Origin of the sequence: Kribbella sp. NPDC051718 (assembly GCF_040681515.1) — a bacterium.
GTDB lineage: Bacteria > Actinomycetota > Actinomycetes > Propionibacteriales > Kribbellaceae > Kribbella.
On the sequence record NZ_JBFAYZ010000009.1, the window covers coordinates 187,927 to 203,109 of the forward strand.

Annotated in this window: 13 protein-coding genes; 7 read left to right on the forward strand and 6 right to left on the reverse strand. The window is 68.7% G+C overall.

Going from position 1 to position 15,183, the window contains the following annotated elements:
• The first annotated feature begins 74 nt into the window (after positions 1-74).
• From AB0M15_RS30495 to AB0M15_RS30505, 3 genes are all read left to right on the forward strand, one after another.
• A complete protein-coding gene (locus AB0M15_RS30495; RefSeq protein ID WP_363825418.1) occupies positions 75-2,354 on the forward strand; it encodes a BTAD domain-containing putative transcriptional regulator in 2,280 nt (759 codons plus the stop codon).
• A gap of 62 nt (positions 2,355-2,416) precedes the next feature.
• Positions 2,417-3,253: an alpha/beta fold hydrolase gene (locus tag AB0M15_RS30500; RefSeq protein WP_363825422.1), complete on the forward strand. Its 837-nt coding sequence runs from the start codon at positions 2,417-2,419 to the stop codon at positions 3,251-3,253.
• 47 nt (positions 3,254-3,300) lie between these two features.
• Entirely contained in the window at positions 3,301-4,755 is a 1,455-nt protein-coding gene (locus AB0M15_RS30505) for a glycosyltransferase 87 family protein (protein WP_363825425.1), read from the forward strand.
• A 20-nt stretch (positions 4,756-4,775) separates the two neighbouring features.
• Here AB0M15_RS30505 and AB0M15_RS30510 read toward each other — a convergent pair whose 3' ends face one another.
• On the reverse strand, positions 4,776-5,705 hold the full coding sequence (locus AB0M15_RS30510; RefSeq protein ID WP_363825428.1) for a threonine/serine dehydratase: 930 nt from the start codon (positions 5,703-5,705) through the stop codon (positions 4,776-4,778).
• Positions 5,706-5,740: 35 nt separating this feature from the next.
• Between AB0M15_RS30510 and AB0M15_RS30515 the strand changes: the two genes are divergently transcribed.
• Positions 5,741-6,202, forward strand: a complete 462-nt coding sequence (locus AB0M15_RS30515; protein ID WP_363825431.1) for a hypothetical protein — start codon at positions 5,741-5,743, stop codon at positions 6,200-6,202.
• Here AB0M15_RS30515 and AB0M15_RS30520 read toward each other — a convergent pair.
• The 5 genes from AB0M15_RS30520 to AB0M15_RS30540 all read right to left on the reverse strand — a co-directional run bounded on the left by AB0M15_RS30520 (position 6,195) and on the right by AB0M15_RS30540 (position 10,857).
• A complete protein-coding gene (locus AB0M15_RS30520; RefSeq protein WP_363825434.1) occupies positions 6,195-6,473 on the reverse strand; it encodes a WhiB family transcriptional regulator in 279 nt (92 codons plus the stop codon). The genes AB0M15_RS30515 and AB0M15_RS30520 overlap by 8 nt on opposite strands.
• 79 nt (positions 6,474-6,552) lie before the next feature.
• Positions 6,553-7,410 (reverse strand): hypothetical protein, encoded by an 858-nt coding sequence (locus AB0M15_RS30525; RefSeq protein ID WP_363825437.1) that lies wholly within the window; start codon positions 7,408-7,410, stop codon positions 6,553-6,555.
• A 5-nt stretch (positions 7,411-7,415) separates the two neighbouring features.
• Positions 7,416-8,663, reverse strand: a complete 1,248-nt coding sequence (locus tag AB0M15_RS30530; protein WP_363825439.1) for a glycosyltransferase 87 family protein — start codon at positions 8,661-8,663, stop codon at positions 7,416-7,418.
• Between the two features lie 251 nt (positions 8,664-8,914).
• A complete protein-coding gene (locus AB0M15_RS30535) occupies positions 8,915-10,195 on the reverse strand; it encodes a DUF2064 domain-containing protein (RefSeq protein WP_363825442.1) in 1,281 nt (426 codons plus the stop codon).
• On the reverse strand, positions 10,192-10,857 hold the full coding sequence (locus tag AB0M15_RS30540; protein WP_363825445.1) for a glycosyltransferase family 2 protein: 666 nt from the start codon (positions 10,855-10,857) through the stop codon (positions 10,192-10,194). The genes AB0M15_RS30535 and AB0M15_RS30540 overlap by 4 nt, the downstream gene beginning before the upstream one ends.
• A gap of 122 nt (positions 10,858-10,979) precedes the next feature.
• Here AB0M15_RS30540 and AB0M15_RS30545 point away from each other — a divergent pair, with 122 nt between their 5' ends.
• The 3 genes from AB0M15_RS30545 to AB0M15_RS30555 all read left to right on the forward strand — a co-directional run bounded on the left by AB0M15_RS30545 (position 10,980) and on the right by AB0M15_RS30555 (position 15,180).
• The gene (locus AB0M15_RS30545; RefSeq protein ID WP_363825448.1) at positions 10,980-11,678 is read left to right on the forward strand and encodes a response regulator transcription factor; all 699 of its coding nucleotides are present in this window, start codon (positions 10,980-10,982) and stop codon (positions 11,676-11,678) included.
• Positions 11,675-12,838 (forward strand): HAMP domain-containing sensor histidine kinase, encoded by a 1,164-nt coding sequence (locus AB0M15_RS30550; RefSeq protein WP_363825452.1) that lies wholly within the window; start codon positions 11,675-11,677, stop codon positions 12,836-12,838. Before AB0M15_RS30545 ends, AB0M15_RS30550 begins: the two co-directional genes overlap by 4 nt.
• Before the next feature lie 284 nt (positions 12,839-13,122).
• Positions 13,123-15,180, forward strand: coding sequence for an MMPL family transporter (locus AB0M15_RS30555; protein WP_363825455.1), 2,058 nt, complete (start codon positions 13,123-13,125; stop codon positions 15,178-15,180).
• Positions 15,181-15,183 lie beyond the last annotated feature (3 nt).

The window sequence follows — 15,183 nt, forward strand, 5'->3', positions numbered from 1 at the left end:
GATTGAGGTCGGGGGCGCGTTGCCGCGCCGGCTGGTTGCTGCGCTGGCGGCGGCCGGTGGGTCTGCTGTGTCCAATGACCGGCTACCGGCTCACCGTCGACGAGCTGGACGTACGACGTTTCGCCGAGCTGATCGAATCGGCGAGAGCAAGCAAGCCGGCAACCGCCCGCCGCCAACTCACCGAAGCACTGGCTCTCTGGCGCGGCGACCCGTACGCCGAACTCCCCGAGGACTCCACAGCCGCCGACCGCAGCCGCCTCCACGAGCTCTGCGAGGTAGCAGCGGAAGAACTCGCCGCAGCAAGACTGGACGACGGCGACGCGATCGGCGCCGTCGTCCAACTCGAACAACTGGTCCGAGAGCAACCGCTCCGCGAACGCCGGTGGGCTCTCCTCGTGCTCGGCCTCTACCGAGCCGACCGCCAAGGCGACGCGCTCGCGACCCTGCGCAAAGTCCGCGACCTGCTTGCCGATCAACTAGGCGTCGACCCCGGCCCCGAACTGCAAGCACTCGAACAGCAGATCCTCGCCCAGGACCCAAGACTCCGGCTTGCCGAACCGGCACTCGCCACCCCGATCCCGCCGGTACTACGCCCGCTGACCTCCTTCCTCGGCCGCACCGCCGACCTGCAACAACTCACCGACCGCCTGACCCGCCACCGCCTGGTGACCCTGATCGGCCCGGCTGGCGTGGGCAAGACCCGCCTGGCAGTCGAGTACGTATCGAGCAACGCCGCCGGCGAACTCTGGTTCGCCAAGCTCGCTGACGTCTCGGACCCCGCCGCTCTGCTGACAACCGTCGTCGACGCCTTCGGCCTGGTCACCAGAGAAGACGACCCGACCGCACTGCTGATCCAAACAATCGGAACCAATCCAGGCCTACTCGTACTGGACAACTGCGAGCACCTCATTGCAGCAGCCGCAAAGCTGGTCACCGACCTGATCCGCGGCTGCCCGCGACTACGAATCCTCGCCACCAGCCGCGAACCGCTGGCCGTCGAAGGCGAGCTGACCCTCCCGGTCAACCCGTTGCCCTGGGCAACCGACACCGACGCGGCCGTGGACCTGCTCATCGACCGGGTCCAGTCGGTCCGCCCCGGCTGGCTGCCGTCGACGACCGAGCTACCAGCCGCCCGCCGGATCGCAGCCGCCCTCGACGGCCTCCCGCTGGCGATCGAGCTGGCGGCCGCAAGAGCCAGAGTCCTCGGCCTGGGCGAGATCGCCGACCGCCTCGACGACCGCTTCGCCTTGCTCGGGGCAGTGCCACAAGGCTCGCTGGCCAGTCACGAGACGCTCGAAGCCGCGATCGGCTGGAGTGTCGACCTGCTCGACCCGGCGGATCGTGAGTTGCTGCTCAAGCTGTGGGCCTTCGAAGGCGGGTTCACGCTGGAAGCCGCGGAGAGCCTGGGAGTTCGGAGTACCGAGGTAGAAGTACTGGAGTCGCTCTCGGCGTTGGTGACCAGGTCCGTCGTGGTCGCCGACACCACGGCCGAGCCGACCAGGTACCTGCTGCTGGAGAGCATCCGCGCCTACAGCCGCAGACTCGATCCGGATCCCGACGAGACGCTCAGACTGCAGGCTCGCTGGGTGCATCTGCTCACCGCGCGCTGTGCCGTAGCGATCCGCGAGCACCGGGGAGGCTGGTTCATCCGGCGGATGAACCGTGAGCTGCCGAACGTCCGGTCCGGATTCGCCCACGACCTCGCCCGCGATCCGGCAGCCGCGCTGACGACGGCCGTCGGCCTGGGCGTCTACCTGTACCGCAGCGTGCATCACGCCGAGGCGATCCGGATGCTCCGGGACGCGCTGCAGGCCGCGCCCGACGGGCCGGCGATCGACCGCGGCCGCGCGCTGAACTCACTGACCGCTCTCACCTACTACTCCGGCGACCTGCGCGGTGTGGACGAGTTGGTCGACCAGGTGGTCGCACTGCTCCCCGAGGCGTCGAAGGAATCGCCCCGCGACTACGCGGAGCTGTGCCTGTTCCTAGCTGTCGGTTGCGCGGTCGGTGGCCGGACCGAGCTGACTGCCGACATCACCGGACGGGTGGAGGCGATCAGCAACGAGCACGGACTGACCGGACTGGCGAAGTTCCTCGAGCATGAGGACTACCCGTACGCCTTGAACGTGCTGCGGATCGGCGCGCTGGCGATGGTACGGGTCGGGCGGCCGCCTGAGGACGCTGGACGGTTGCTGGCGGCGGTACAGACTCATGCGGCCCTGCTCGGCCTGCGCACTCGGGGGCTGGTCAACCCGGCTGAGCCCTGGGTCGAGGACGCCTTCGAAGGCATCGCGGTACCGGAGGGCTTGGAGCTCTCCTGGAGCGCCATGCTCGCTCTGCTCGCCGGGGACTGACTGCAAGTCAGCTGCAAGGCCCTCCGGAGACGGTTGCCCGAGACAGGGAACCCGGAGGGACGATGCTCGACTATCTGACAGGTACCGGCGGTCGCCGGCTGGACTACGTACGGCGCGGGCGGGGTGCGCCGCTGTTGCTGATCCAGGGGATGGGCGCCCATCACGAGATGTGGGGCGAGGAGTTGCTGTCCCTGCTGGAGCCGGAGTTCGACATCGTCGCGTACGACCATCGGGGGGTCGGGCGCGGCGACCGGGCGGACGAGGCGTTCAGTACTGCCGACCTGGCCGAGGATGCGGCCGCAGTGATCGCGTCGCTGGGGTGGAGCGACGCACTGGTGTTCGGGATCTCGCTCGGGGGGATGGTGGCGCAGGAACTCGTCCTGCGCCACCCGGAGCTGGTCGGGGCACTGGCGATCGGCTGTAGCTGGGCAGGCGGGCCGGACGGGGTGATGTCGGAGACTTCCCGGCGGATGGTCGAGGCGTTCGCGACCAGGGATCCCGACCATGCGACCAAGACGAGCTTCGAGGCCAACTTCTCCCGGCGGTTCGCCGCTGAGACGCCCGGGCTGTTCGAGACCTACCAGAGCCGCGCACTCTCGGTGAAGGTCCCGGTACCGGTCATCCAGCTGCAGTGGCAGGCTGCGCTCGCCCACGACACCGGCGAGCGGCTCGGAGCCGTCAACAGGCCGACCACGGTCCTGCACGGTACTGCGGACGCCGGCACCCCAGTAGTGAACGGGCACCGACTGGCCGGCTTGATCCCTGGTGCTCAGCTGGAGCTGTTCGACGGCGCCGGGCACCTGTTCTGGTGGGAGGACCCGGCCCGGGCCGCTGCCGCCCTGACCCAGCTGGAGAGACGCGCGGCCGACCGCAATGACGCACAGGGGTGGACAACCTAGGTAACCTGGCGGGCGCCGCCTGCCGGGCGGCCGACGGATAGGAGAGTATGGCCACCGTGACGCCACCTAGTGCCCAGGACTCGCAACGACGGCCTGAGGTCGAACCGGCCGTCGCGCGTCTGACTGTCGGCCTCGGCGGTCCCACCGGCAAGTTCGCCCGGCTCAGCTCGTCGTGGTGGACGCCGCTGCGGATAGCGCTCGCGGTGTGCTGCATCACCTTCGCGCTCGGCGTCCTGCAGAAGGCGCCCTGTATGGAGGACGGCTGGAACCGGCAGAGCTGGCGGCCGTTCCAGGCGCTGTGCTACTCCGACATCGGCTACCTCTACCAGGAGCGCGGTTTCGCCGAGGGCAACCGGCCGTTCCTGGACACCGGCAACTACCCGGTGCTGGAGTACCCGGTGCTCACCGGTGGCTTCATGGAGGTCGCGGCCAAGATCACCTGGGTGTTCACCGGCGACCCGAAGAAGGACGTCACGGAGGCGCAGAAACGCGACACGGCCGGTGTCTTCTTCGTCGTCAACGTCGCGATGCTCTTCCTCTGCGCGCTGATCCTGGTCGGCCTGACCGTGGCGACCGCGCGAGGGGTGGCCAAACGCCAGGGCGGGGCCCGCGGGCAGCCGATGATCGCCCTGTACGTCGCCGCTGCGCCGGTACTGGCCTTCACCTCCACGATCAACTGGGACTTGTTCGCGGTAGTACTGACAGCGGGCGCGATGTGGGCCTGGTCGCGGGGCAAACCGATCTGGTTCGGCATCCTGCTCGGGCTGGGGACGGCGGCGAAGTTCTACCCGTTCCTGCTGCTCGGGCCGCTGCTGATCGTCTGTCTGCGGGGCCGGAAGCTCTGGCAGTGGTTCCTCGCGCTCGTGGCGACCGGCTTCAGCTGGGGCCTGGTCAACGCGCCCATCTACCTGCTGGCGAAGAACGAGTGGCTGTCGTTCTGGGTCTTCAACGACGAACGCGAGAGCGACTACGGCTCGATCTGGTACGTCCTGAAGCTGGCCAAGCACGAGGTCGCCGACGTCAACCAGCTCAACATCGTCATCTTCGCCGGGCTCTGCCTGTCGATCGCGATCCTCGGGCTGATGGCGCCGCGGCCGCCGCGGTTCGCGCAGCTGGCCTTCCTGGTGGTGGCCGCGTTCCTGCTGGTCAACAAGGTGTACTCACCGCAGTACGTGCTCTGGCTGCTGCCGCTGGTCGCGCTGGCCCGGCCGAAGCTGCGCGACTGGCTGATCTGGCAGGCCTGCGAGTCCTTCTACTGGATGATGGTCTGGCTGCATCTCGCCCAGTACCTCGCGCCCGGAGACCCGAACCAGCCCGACAAGATCTACTGGCTGTCGGTCGTACTACGGATGGCCGGCACCCTGTGGCTGATGCTGGTCGTGGCCCGCGACATCCTCCTCCCGGAGAACGACCCGGTCCGCCAAGGCGACCTGGTCAACGACCCCGGCGACGGCGTCATCGCAGACCCACCCCTCCGCCAGCTGGACCCAGCGCACGCCTAGCCCCCTCGCTGGCGGATCAGTCAGAGGGCGAGCTTCGCCACGTCCAGATTTCCTCCGCTGACCACGCTGGCTGTCAGCGTGCCGAGCTCGACCTTGCCTTCCAGCAAGGCTGCGAAGGGCGCTGCCGCGGCGGGCTCGAGGGCCAGCTTGGTACGGGAGATGACCAGCCTGGTGGCCTCGATGATCGCGTCTTCGCTCACCCGGACGAGCTGATCGACGTACTGGGCGATGATCGCGTAGTTGTGGGTGCCGCAGACCGGGGCGGCGAGGCCGTCGGCGACGCTTTTGGCGGTCGGCAATTTCTGCGGTGAACCGGCTTCGAGGCTGCGGCTGACGACATCGGCGTTCTCCGGCTCGATGCCGATCACCCGGATGCTCGGCCGGATCAACTTGAGCGCGAGCGCGACGCCTGAGATGAGTCCGCCGCCGCCGACCGGCACGAGCACGGTATCCACGTCAGGGCGATCGTCGAGGAGTTCCAGCGTGAGGCTGCCGTGCCCGGCGATGACGTCGAGGTCGTCGAACGGGTGGACGCCGGTCAGCTTCCGCTCGTCCCGGATCGACTCGTAGGCGCCCATCAGATCGCCCTCGACCAGCTCCACCTGAGCCCCGTACGCCCGCGCCGCCGCGATCTTCGCCGGTACCGCCGTCTTCGCCATCACCACGGTCGCCGGCACTCCGGCATCCCGCGCCGCCCAGGCCAGCGCACCGGCCGCGTTGCCCGCCGAGACGGTGATGACGCCCCGCTCGCGTTCCTCAGCGGTCAACTTGAGCGTCTTGTTGAGCAGTCCGCGGACCTTGAAGCTGCCCGTCTTCTGGAACAGTTCGGCCTTCAGAGTGAGCCGGCCTCCGAAGAGCTCATCGAGCGCCGACGACTCGACCATCGGCGTCCGGTGGATCCGCCCGTGCAGTCCGGCGGCGGCAGTACGAACGTCCTCGATGGTCGGCATGGGTCAGACATTAGTAGGCCTGAGAAGATTGACCCATGACCGCGCCACTCCCGATGACGGCTTACCGACCACGGCTGACTCGTACCCTCGGCGTCGAGCCACGCGGCGACTGGCGGGTCAGGGTGACCGGCATCTCGGCTTCCGGAGTACTGCCGGATGCTGCCGCCCAGGAGGCGGCCCTGGACGCAGCGGACAAGCTCCTGCCGCCAGTGACGGCTGAGCGTCCGGGGATGGCGTTCCTGATCGTCCACACCGGCACCGAGGCGCTCTGGGGCATCCTCGGTTGGTGGGAGCTCGACATCCTGTACGTGCGCTCGCTGCGCGCAGACCTCGGTACTACGGACTTCCACCTGGTGCCGCCGGACGGTCCGACCGCGTGTGCGTGGGAGCTGCTCGTAGTGGATCAGGAGCGGCAGTCCTGGGTCGCGCATGTGCTCTCACGGCCGCACGACCCGGACTACGACGGCTACCTCAGCGTCAACCTCGGCCTCAGCTGACTGCGCTCTCCGGAGCGGCCGCTGGCTCCGGGTGGCCACGCCGACGGCCGTAGAGCAGTCGCTGGCCGGCGGCGGTACCGGTGAACTTCTCCCGGCGCGCCCAGGCATGGCACTCGTCGATCACGGGGCAGCTGCTCAGGCAGAGCTCGCGCGCCTTGCGCTGTTCCCAAGGCGATGCAGTCTCGTCGTACAAGGATGCTTGTCCGACGCAGGCTGCCTTGGTCATCCAGCGGTCCGCGGGGTCTGCGATCACTGTCAGGGTCGGCCTCATAACGCAAACGCTATGCCCGCCCGACCGGGTTCCGGAGCGCGTCTTACTATATGAGAGTTAGTCCACTCGAATACTGTACTTAAGCTTGCTCGAGCCGGTCGGTGATCGCGGTGGCGAAGCGGGTTGCCGCGTCTGTGGCCAGCGGCAGGAACAGGTACGGCTCGATCAGCTCGAGCTCCATCAGCAGATAGCGGCCGTTGCTGAGGATGCCGTCGACGCGGGCGTAGACGGGGGCCTTGCGGCTGTTGGCTGCCGCGAGCGCCGCGGTCGAGCCGTCGAGGACGGCCGCGGGCGGGTCGAGCAGCTCGGCCGTACCGCCGAAGTCGTTCTGCACCCGGTAGTCACCAGCTGCCGGGCGCTTCAGGACCGCGTGGCTGAACTCGCCGCCGAAGAAGATCAGCGACCACTCGCCCTCGCTCTGGATCTCCGGCTGGAACGGCTGCACGAGGTAGACGTCTTCGGGCAGGTCCTCGATCGCGCCGCTGAGCTCGGGGGAGCCGGCGATGCCGCGGATCGTGTTGTGGGCGGTGGCGCTGACGGTCGGCTTGATCACGATCTCCTGGCCGTCCAGCCCGCCGACGACCTCGCGCAGGCAGGCACCGGCGGCGACCTGCGACGGCACGATCGCGACGCCGCGCTCGCGCAGCTCGAGCAGGTAGCGCTTGTCGGCGTTCCAACGGACCAGGTCGGCCTCGTTGAGCAGCTTGACGCCGGCCTTGTCGAGCTGGCCGAGCCACTCGGTGAACTCGAGGTAGCGCCGGTGGTAGTCCCAGACGGCGCGCAGCAGCACCGCGTCGTACGCGGACCAGTCGACCGACGGGTCGGTCCACACCTCGGCCACCGGGTCGAGCCCGGCGGTTTGCAGGGCGGCCGCAAGTGGCAGGTCGTGCGGGTGCAGCTCGGCGTGGTCGGCCGAATTAACCAGAGCGATTCTCACGTCGCTCAGTGTTGGCGCGCCCCGATCGGTTCGTCAAACCGGATTGGTGTGGCGCTTCGCTGACGCAGCGTGATCGCGATGACAACGATGACAAGGGCGGCCGTGTAGATCAGGCCCTGGCGCTGGTCGTGGCCGAAGCTGGCGTATGCGAGGTAGGCGGCGACCGGTACGACGAGCCACTCGAACCTGTTGGCCAGTACGGCGAGGGCGATCAGGGGGAGTCCGTACCAGGGGTAGGTCGGCGTGGTGATGAGTAGGGCGGCGCCGTACAGCCAACAGCAGGTGACGGCGATCGGCTCGCGGCCGTGGCGCCTTATGGCCAGGATGGCCAGCGTCACCGCGAGTAGGCCGGCGGCGAGCTGGCGGGCCTCAGGAGGCAATACCAGCGCGAGAATCGCCGAGCGGGAGCTGCCGTCGTCGAAGCCTTCCTGGGTGAGGTAGCCGGGCAAGAAGCCGATCACCAGGGTGCCGGCGGCGAGCAGATGCGGGATGTAGCTGGCGATGAAGGTGCCGATGGCAACCAATGGTGTGCGGAGGTCTCGTTGTTTGATTGCGGTGAAGGCTGGGAGCAGGAGGAGAGGCAGGAGTTTGGTGGCTGCGGCCGCGCCTAGGAGGAGGCCTGCCAGGACTGGTCGGCGGCGGGCTGCGACGGCTACTGCGGCTGCGATGAGGAGGGCCGAGAGCACGTCGACGTGGGCTGCGCTGCCGGCCTCCAGGACCACGATCGGTGACCAACCCCACAGGAGAGCCCAGCGCGGATCGCGGTTGGTGCGCTTGAGTTGGCTGGCCAGGAGTGCGGTCAGGGCGACGGCGAGTGCTGCGGCGGCTACCTGGAGTCCGAATGTCCTTACCGACCACGGGGTGACTAGGGCGACTGCTGCGAAGTAGGCCTGGGCCACTGGTGGGTAGATGGTCGGTACTCGCGGCCGGTTGATCTTCGTCCGCGGATCATCTGCTGAGGCTGCTGCTAGCGCCGCTGGGTCGCGTGGCACCCGTGGTGGTCCGGTCACTCCGGAGTGGTCGGTCGGTGAGAGGCCTGGGAACAGCACTGGATCCCTCAGCCGAGCCAATTCGTCAGCCAGCGGCACGTGGCTGTAGGGCGAGGTGCCGGACAGTTGCACCCGCCCATCCCACACATACCGGTAGGCGTCCGTACTGGTGATCGGTGCCCTAAACAACCCCGGCACCTGACACACCGCCGCCACCGCAACCACAGCCAGTACTACGCGCGCTCCAGCCGGCCGCCTGGTCACCAGCCACCCAACACCGCCCACCACCAAACACCCGCTCACCAACACCACATTCGGCCACCACCCAGCAGCCTCGGCAGCCACAACCCCCACCGACACACCAACAGCAACAACACCACCAGCCGCCACCCCCACCCCGCCCCGGCGAACGGCTATCCCGCCCCGGCGGCCACCCACGCCGCCCCGGCGTAGCCCCACGCCGCCGCGAACACTCACGCCTCTCCGGCGGAGTTCGTCCGGCACCTCCGACGGCTTCATCGGTAGGAGGCCTGGCGGAGGGTGGCGGGGGAGCGGCGGAAGGCTAGGAAGGCTCGGTGTGGGGTGCGCCAGTCCTCGGTGGCCAGGAGGTCGGCGGCGCGGGCGTGGCGTAGTACTACCCGGGTGCCGACCCTTGCCCAGGGCAAGGGTTTTGAGCGTCGGCCGCCGTCGGCCTGGAGGATGATCGGGGCGGTGTCGTCGAGGTTGTCGTCGGGGTCGACCTCCACCAGGACCAGACCGTCGGGGCGGACCAGCTCAGCGCACCGGCGGAGCAGGAGAGCAGGCGCACCGCCGATGCCGATGTTCCCGTCCATCAAGAGAACGCTTCCCCAGCGCCCCTCACCCGGCAATGGTTCTTGGACAGGACGCCGGAGCGCGGGAGCACCTCGGTTGGTGGTCAACAGGACAGCCTCGGCCGAGATGTCGACGCCGAGCGCCGGAATCCCACGCTCCGCCAGCGCCGTGACAATCCGCCCCGGCCCGCACCCGATATCGAGCACCGGCCCCTCGCACCGGCTCAGCGCCAACAGATCCACCTCGTCCGCCGGCGCCTGCCAGCGATCGATCTCGCTCAGCGACGGCACCGCCCGCCCATCGATGCCAGTGGCAACTACCCGCGCACCCGAGAGCGCCTTCTCGAACAACAGCCCCGGCGACGCGGAATGCTGTAACCGCCGATGCAACCGAGACATCCGCAGCGCGGGGAAGAGCGCCGCCAACACCGCCGCATCCTCCGGCGTATCCATGTCCCGCAACATCGGCAGCAGCAACACCCTGTACCCAAGCAACCGCAGCCGCGCCAGCTGATCCGCCCCGGTGTGATCAGTGGACATCGGTACGCCGACCAGCGCCCGCCGGTCCGGTTGACGCAACCCGAGGGCCCAGTAGCCACCGTCCTCGGTCAGCCCCAGTACAGCGTCGTGGTCGGCCCAGTCGACGTCCAGCAACTCTCGGGTGAGCTGGGGAGTGTCCATACCGACCAGCAGCATCGGCCCACCGGCGTAGGCGTCCTCGAAGGCCTCTGCAAGTCGCTCTGCCAGCCCATCACCCCGCTGCTCGATCACCTCGAACCCGGCGGGCAACCACGGCCCACTCCGACCGTCCAGAGCGAGCACGTACCGGCGTACTGGCGTATCGCGGACTGCTGCGAGCGTGTCGGCCAGCGAGGCCCGAGCAAGCGCTGCCGCCTCCGCAGGGGTGAACTCGGCCTGCAGCCGTGTCTTGACCCGCCCCGCGACCGGCTCCTTGGCGATCACGATCAGCGTGTCCGCCTTCACGCCGACAGCACCTTCGACATGTCCAGTACGGCCCGCGCGGCGCCTAGCGGCGTACCGGTGACCTTCGAGCGCCCAGAGCGTGGCAGGTAGTCCACCTCGACCTCAGCGATCCGCCACCCCGCGTCCGCCGCCTTCACCACCGTCTCCAGCGGATACCCGGACCGCCGGTCGCGCAGATCCAACCCCAGCAAAGCCTCCCGCCGCGCTGCCCGCATCGGTCCGAGATCCTTCAGCTGCACTCCGGTACGTCGACGCACGCGCCTGGACAGCTCCGCATTGGCCAGCCGTAGATGCCACGGCCACACATTGCGCGACACCGGTCGCCTCCTGCCGAGCATGAGGTCGATCTGCCCGGACAGTACGGGTGCGGTCACCCGTACGAGCTGCCGAGGATCCAGAGACGCGTCTGCATCGAGGAAGGCGACCACTGCCGCAGTACTGGCTTCCAGACCCACGTGGCAGGCAGCGCCGTACCCGCGGACCTCACACGGCACCACTAGCGCCCCTAGCCGAGCAGCGATCTCCGCGGACCCGTCGGTGGAGCCGTTGTCGACGACAACGGCCCGTACTCCGGCCGGCAGCCGGGTGAGCACCCAGGGCAGGGCGGCGGCCTCGTTGAGGCAGGGGAGGATGAGGTCGACTTCGGCATCTACTGGCTGCACTCTTCGACCGTAGGGAGCATCGGCCGGTTTCAGGGGCCAGTAGTGGATACCGCTCGCTTACGTCCCACTCCGTAGCGGGCCAGGTGGCGCTTTCGGCCAGACGGAGGATCTACGCTCGACCAGTGGCTACTCGTGTGCTCGTGGTGGACGACGACCCGACCGTGTCGAACGTCGTCTCGGCGTACCTGACCAAGGCCGGGTACGACGCCCGCGTGGTCGCCGATGGTGTGATGGCGGTCGAGGTGTGGCAGCAGTGGAAGCCGTCGGTCGTCGTACTGGACGTGATGCTGCCCGGACTGTCGGGTCTGGAGGTACTGCGCCGCATGCGCGCCGCCGACGACGGTGCCGCGGTGATCATGCTGTCGGCCCGGGGTGAGGAAGAGGACCGCCTGGTCGGGCTGGAGTTCGGCGCGGACGACTACGTGGTCAAGCCGTTCAGCCCGCGCGAACTGACGCTGCGGGTGCAGGCAATGCTGCGGCGGGAGGAACGGCTGGCCGGGCTCGACCTGACGCCGACCAAGCTTCGCGCCGGGCCGATCACCGTCGATACCGCTGCCCGGATCGCCACGCTCGAGGGGGCCGCGTTGTCGTTGACGCATCGCGAGTTCGATCTACTGGCGTTCCTGGTGTCGCATCCGGGCAAGGCGTACACGAAGGCGGAGCTGCTGCGGCGGGTGTGGGGCTGGGACTTCGGCGACTCGTCGACGGTGACCGTGCACGTACGCCGGCTGCGGGAGAAGATCGAGGTGGATCCGTCGGATCCGCAGTTGGTGCTGACCGTTCCCCGGACGGGCTACCGGTTCGCGGGTGAGGCCGAATGAACCGCGACCAGTTCACGATCCTCGCGCTCACCGCCGGCTGGACGCTGATCGTCGCCCTGCTCGGTGCGGCAGTGCTGTGGCGATTCCGGCGCAAGTCGCTGCGGATCACGATCATCGTCGCCGGTCTGGTGCCGATGCTGGGTGCGCTTGCTGCGGTGACTCAGAGCGTGCAGGCGATGTTCATCTCGGCTCATGACTCGCTGGTGGTGTTGTGGACGCTGGCGTTCTCCGGGTTGCTGGGGCTGGCGATGTCGGTGCTGCTCGGGCACTGGATCAGTACAGGCTCGCGTGATGTCGGACGACGGTTGCGGCACCTCGGTACGTCGTACGAGCCGGTCGAGGGCATCGCGAACGTGCCGGCCGAGTTGGCCGCGATCACTGACGAGTTGGAGATGACTCGTCAGAAGCTGGCCGCGTCGAACGAGCGCGAGCGGGCGTTGGAGGCGAGTCGGCGGGAGTTGGTCGCTTTCATGTCCCACGATCTGCGTACGCCGCTCGCTGGGTTGCGGGCTGTCTCGGAGGGGCTGGAGGACGGCGTCATCGACGACGTACCTGGTGCTCTGCGGCAGATGCGGGCGACTGTTGACCGGATGACCGGGTTGGTGGACGACCTGTTCGAGCTGTCCCGGTTGTCGGCCGCGCCACCGCCGCGTCGGCGGTCGGCGGTGAGCTTGCGTGAACTGGCTGAGGACGTGGTGGGGGAGAGCTGCGAGCACGCCCGGTCGGAGGGCGTGTCCTTGACGGTGTCGACGCCGCCAGACGACGACCGGCTCGCAGTCCACGGCGATGCGGACGAGCTGACGCGCGCGGTCACAAACCTCGTCGGCAACGCGATCCGCCACACCGAACGCGGCGGCTCCGTCCGGGTGATGGTCGCCCGCGAGGACGACGGCCGAGTCCGCCTGGCCGTCACCGACGGCTGCGGCGGCATCCCCGACGACGACCTCGACCGCGTCTTCGACATCGGCTGGCGAGGCGACGAACAACGCACCCCCGCCGACGGCCTCGCTACCAGCACCAGCACCAGCAGCGGCGGCGGCCTGGGCCTCGCCATCGCCCGAGGCGTAGTCGAATCCCACGACGGCCGCATAGCAGTAACCAACATCCCCGGCGGCTGCACCTTCAAAATCGAACTCCCACCAGTAACCACCACCGCATAAACCCCCACGCGACCCACTACGCCCGCTCCTCCGTCCCGCGCCTCGCCGGCGCTCCCCTGCACCCTGGCGCGCGGCCTCCTTCGTCGGCAATGCGAGCACTTTGTGCTCCGCCTGAGCATCTGGACGGCGTTGGAATGCTCAGACGGAGCACAAAGTGGCGGTGGGTAGAGCCGCGGGGGGCGGTGGTTGTCGACCACGGGAGTAGTGCGGGTTGTCCACTGGGGGCGGACGAATCACCTCGCCTGCTGGGCCAGTGTTTGGGGTCCGAAGACAGGGAGGTTCTCATGTTCACGTTGCAGGCTGGGCGGCGGGGTAAGTGGGGTGTGGTCGCGGTCTGGGTGCTGTTGCTGGTGGCGGTGTTTCCGTTGGTCGCGGGGCTGGGTGACGTGCAGAGCGACGACGCCACCGATCAACTGCCGGGCAATGCGGAATCGACGCTCGTACATCAGACCGAGGATCGCGTCCCGGGCTCCGAGGACGACGAACTGATCGTCGTGTATCACCGGGACGGCGGTCTGGCCGACGGGGACAAGCAGGCGGTGGCGCGGCAGCACGCCACGCTGGCACGCGAGTTCAAGGTCGACATGCCGCCGGTCCCCTCCGAGGACGGCACGGCGCTGATGTACGCCGTCGATCAGCCGGCGAGCGCGGACGATGCAGGTGTCGCCAGGTTCGTCGAGCGGGTCCGGGCGGTCACCGCCGACCGGCCGAGTGGTCTGCGGGCCGAGGTGACCGGCCCGGCCGCGATCGGCGCGGACGTCGACGCAGTGTTCGACGGGATCGACACCACCCTGATGCTCGTCACCGTCATCGTCGTAGCGGTCCTGCTGATCATCACCTACCGCAGCCCGTTCCTCTGGCTGGTGCCGCTGCTGACCGTCGGGGCTGCCGCGTACCTGTCGATGGCGCTGGTCCGGGTCGTCGCCGGTGCGCTGGACCTGACGGTGAGTACGCAGAGCTCCTCGATCATGATCGTGATGGTGTTCGGCGCCGGGACCGACTACGCGCTGCTCATCGTCGCGCGGTACCGCGAGCAACTGCGCCACCACCGCGACGTCCATGCCGCCATGCGCGCCGCGCTGAAGAGTGTGGGGCCGGCGATCCTCGCGTCGGGATCGACGGTCGCCCTCGGCCTGGGCTGTCTGTTCGTGGCAGACATGAACGACATCTCCGGGATCGGGGTGATCGGTGCGCTGGGCATCGCGGCGACTCTGGTCACCATGCTGACGCTGTTCCCCGCAGTACTGACGGCGCTCGGCCGCAAGGTCTTCTGGCCGCGTGTCCCTGCCCTGGCCAGTACTGCGCCCGCCGGCCGCGACTGGTGGCGGTGGGTCTTCGCCCGGCCGTTGCGGTCGGCCGGAGTTTCGGCGCTGGCGCTCGGCTTGCTGGGACTCGGGGTGCTCGGGCTCTCGACGGACCTGCGGGAGGCCGACTCGTTCACCAACACTCCGGAGTCGGTGACGGGGTTCGCGACGCTTGACCGGGCCTACCCGGGTGAGGGTGGCCGGCCCCTCACCGTTGCGACTCCTACCGACCAGGTGGCACAGGTGCTCGCCGTGGCGCGTGCGACGGACAAGGTGGTGTCAGCGGAGACCGAACGGGAGGGCAACGGCTGGTCACTGGTCGACGTCGTACCGGCGGCTCAGCCGGACAGCGATGCTGAAGCGGCCGTGATCAAACGGCTGCGGGCCGACCTGCCGCCCGCGGCGCTGGTCGGTGGCGAAGGGGCGGAGCGGGTCGACGTCCAGGAGGCGAGCGCCGCCGACACCAAACTGGTGATTCCCCTCGTACTCACCGTGGTGTTGCTGGTTCTGTTCCTGCTGCTCCGATCCTTGGTCGCCTCGCTGCTCGTCGTGGCCGCGGTAGTGCTCTCGTATCTCGCGGCACTCGGACTTGGCTCGCTGGTGTTCGAGCACGTGCTCGGGTTCGGCGGAGTGGAGCCGACGCTGCCGGTGCTGGTGTTCGTGTTCCTGGTGGCGTTCGGCGTCGACTATGCGATCTTCCTGGTCGCCCGGATCGCCGAGGACCGCAAGGGACTCGGTACCACCGTCGCCACCCGGCGGGCGGTGCGGGCCACCGCGCCGGTGATCGCGTCGGCCGGATTGGTGCTGGCGGCAACCTTCGGGGTGCTGGCGTCGTTGCCGTTCGTGCCGATGGTGGAGATGGGTGTGGTGGTCGCCGTCGGGGTTCTGCTGCAGACTCTGCTGGTAGCGCCCGCGTTGCTGGCGCCGATGATGGTGGGCCTGCGCCGATGGATCTGGTGGCCGAGCCGGCCCGCGGACAACCCACTACCGCCAGCAGTACCGGACGAGTCGGTGCTGGTCGGCGAGAAACGGAGCTGAGGG

What these genes read in the sequence shown, in the direction of transcription:
- AB0M15_RS30495 (WP_363825418.1), top strand. Translation starts at nt 75, where the DNA reads ATGACCGGCTACCGGCTCACCGTCGACGAGCTGGACGTACGACGTTTC.
- AB0M15_RS30500 (WP_363825422.1), top strand. Translation starts at nt 2,417, where the DNA reads ATGCTCGACTATCTGACAGGTACCGGCGGTCGCCGGCTGGACTACGTA.
- AB0M15_RS30505 (WP_363825425.1), top strand. Translation starts at nt 3,301, where the DNA reads ATGGCCACCGTGACGCCACCTAGTGCCCAGGACTCGCAACGACGGCCT.
- AB0M15_RS30510 (WP_363825428.1), bottom strand. Translation starts at nt 5,705, where the DNA reads ATGCCGACCATCGAGGACGTTCGTACTGCCGCCGCCGGACTGCACGGG.
- AB0M15_RS30515 (WP_363825431.1), top strand. Translation starts at nt 5,741, where the DNA reads ATGACCGCGCCACTCCCGATGACGGCTTACCGACCACGGCTGACTCGT.
- AB0M15_RS30520 (WP_363825434.1), bottom strand. Translation starts at nt 6,473, where the DNA reads ATGAGGCCGACCCTGACAGTGATCGCAGACCCCGCGGACCGCTGGATG.
- AB0M15_RS30550 (WP_363825452.1), top strand. Translation starts at nt 11,675, where the DNA reads ATGAACCGCGACCAGTTCACGATCCTCGCGCTCACCGCCGGCTGGACG.
- AB0M15_RS30555 (WP_363825455.1), top strand. Translation starts at nt 13,123, where the DNA reads ATGTTCACGTTGCAGGCTGGGCGGCGGGGTAAGTGGGGTGTGGTCGCG.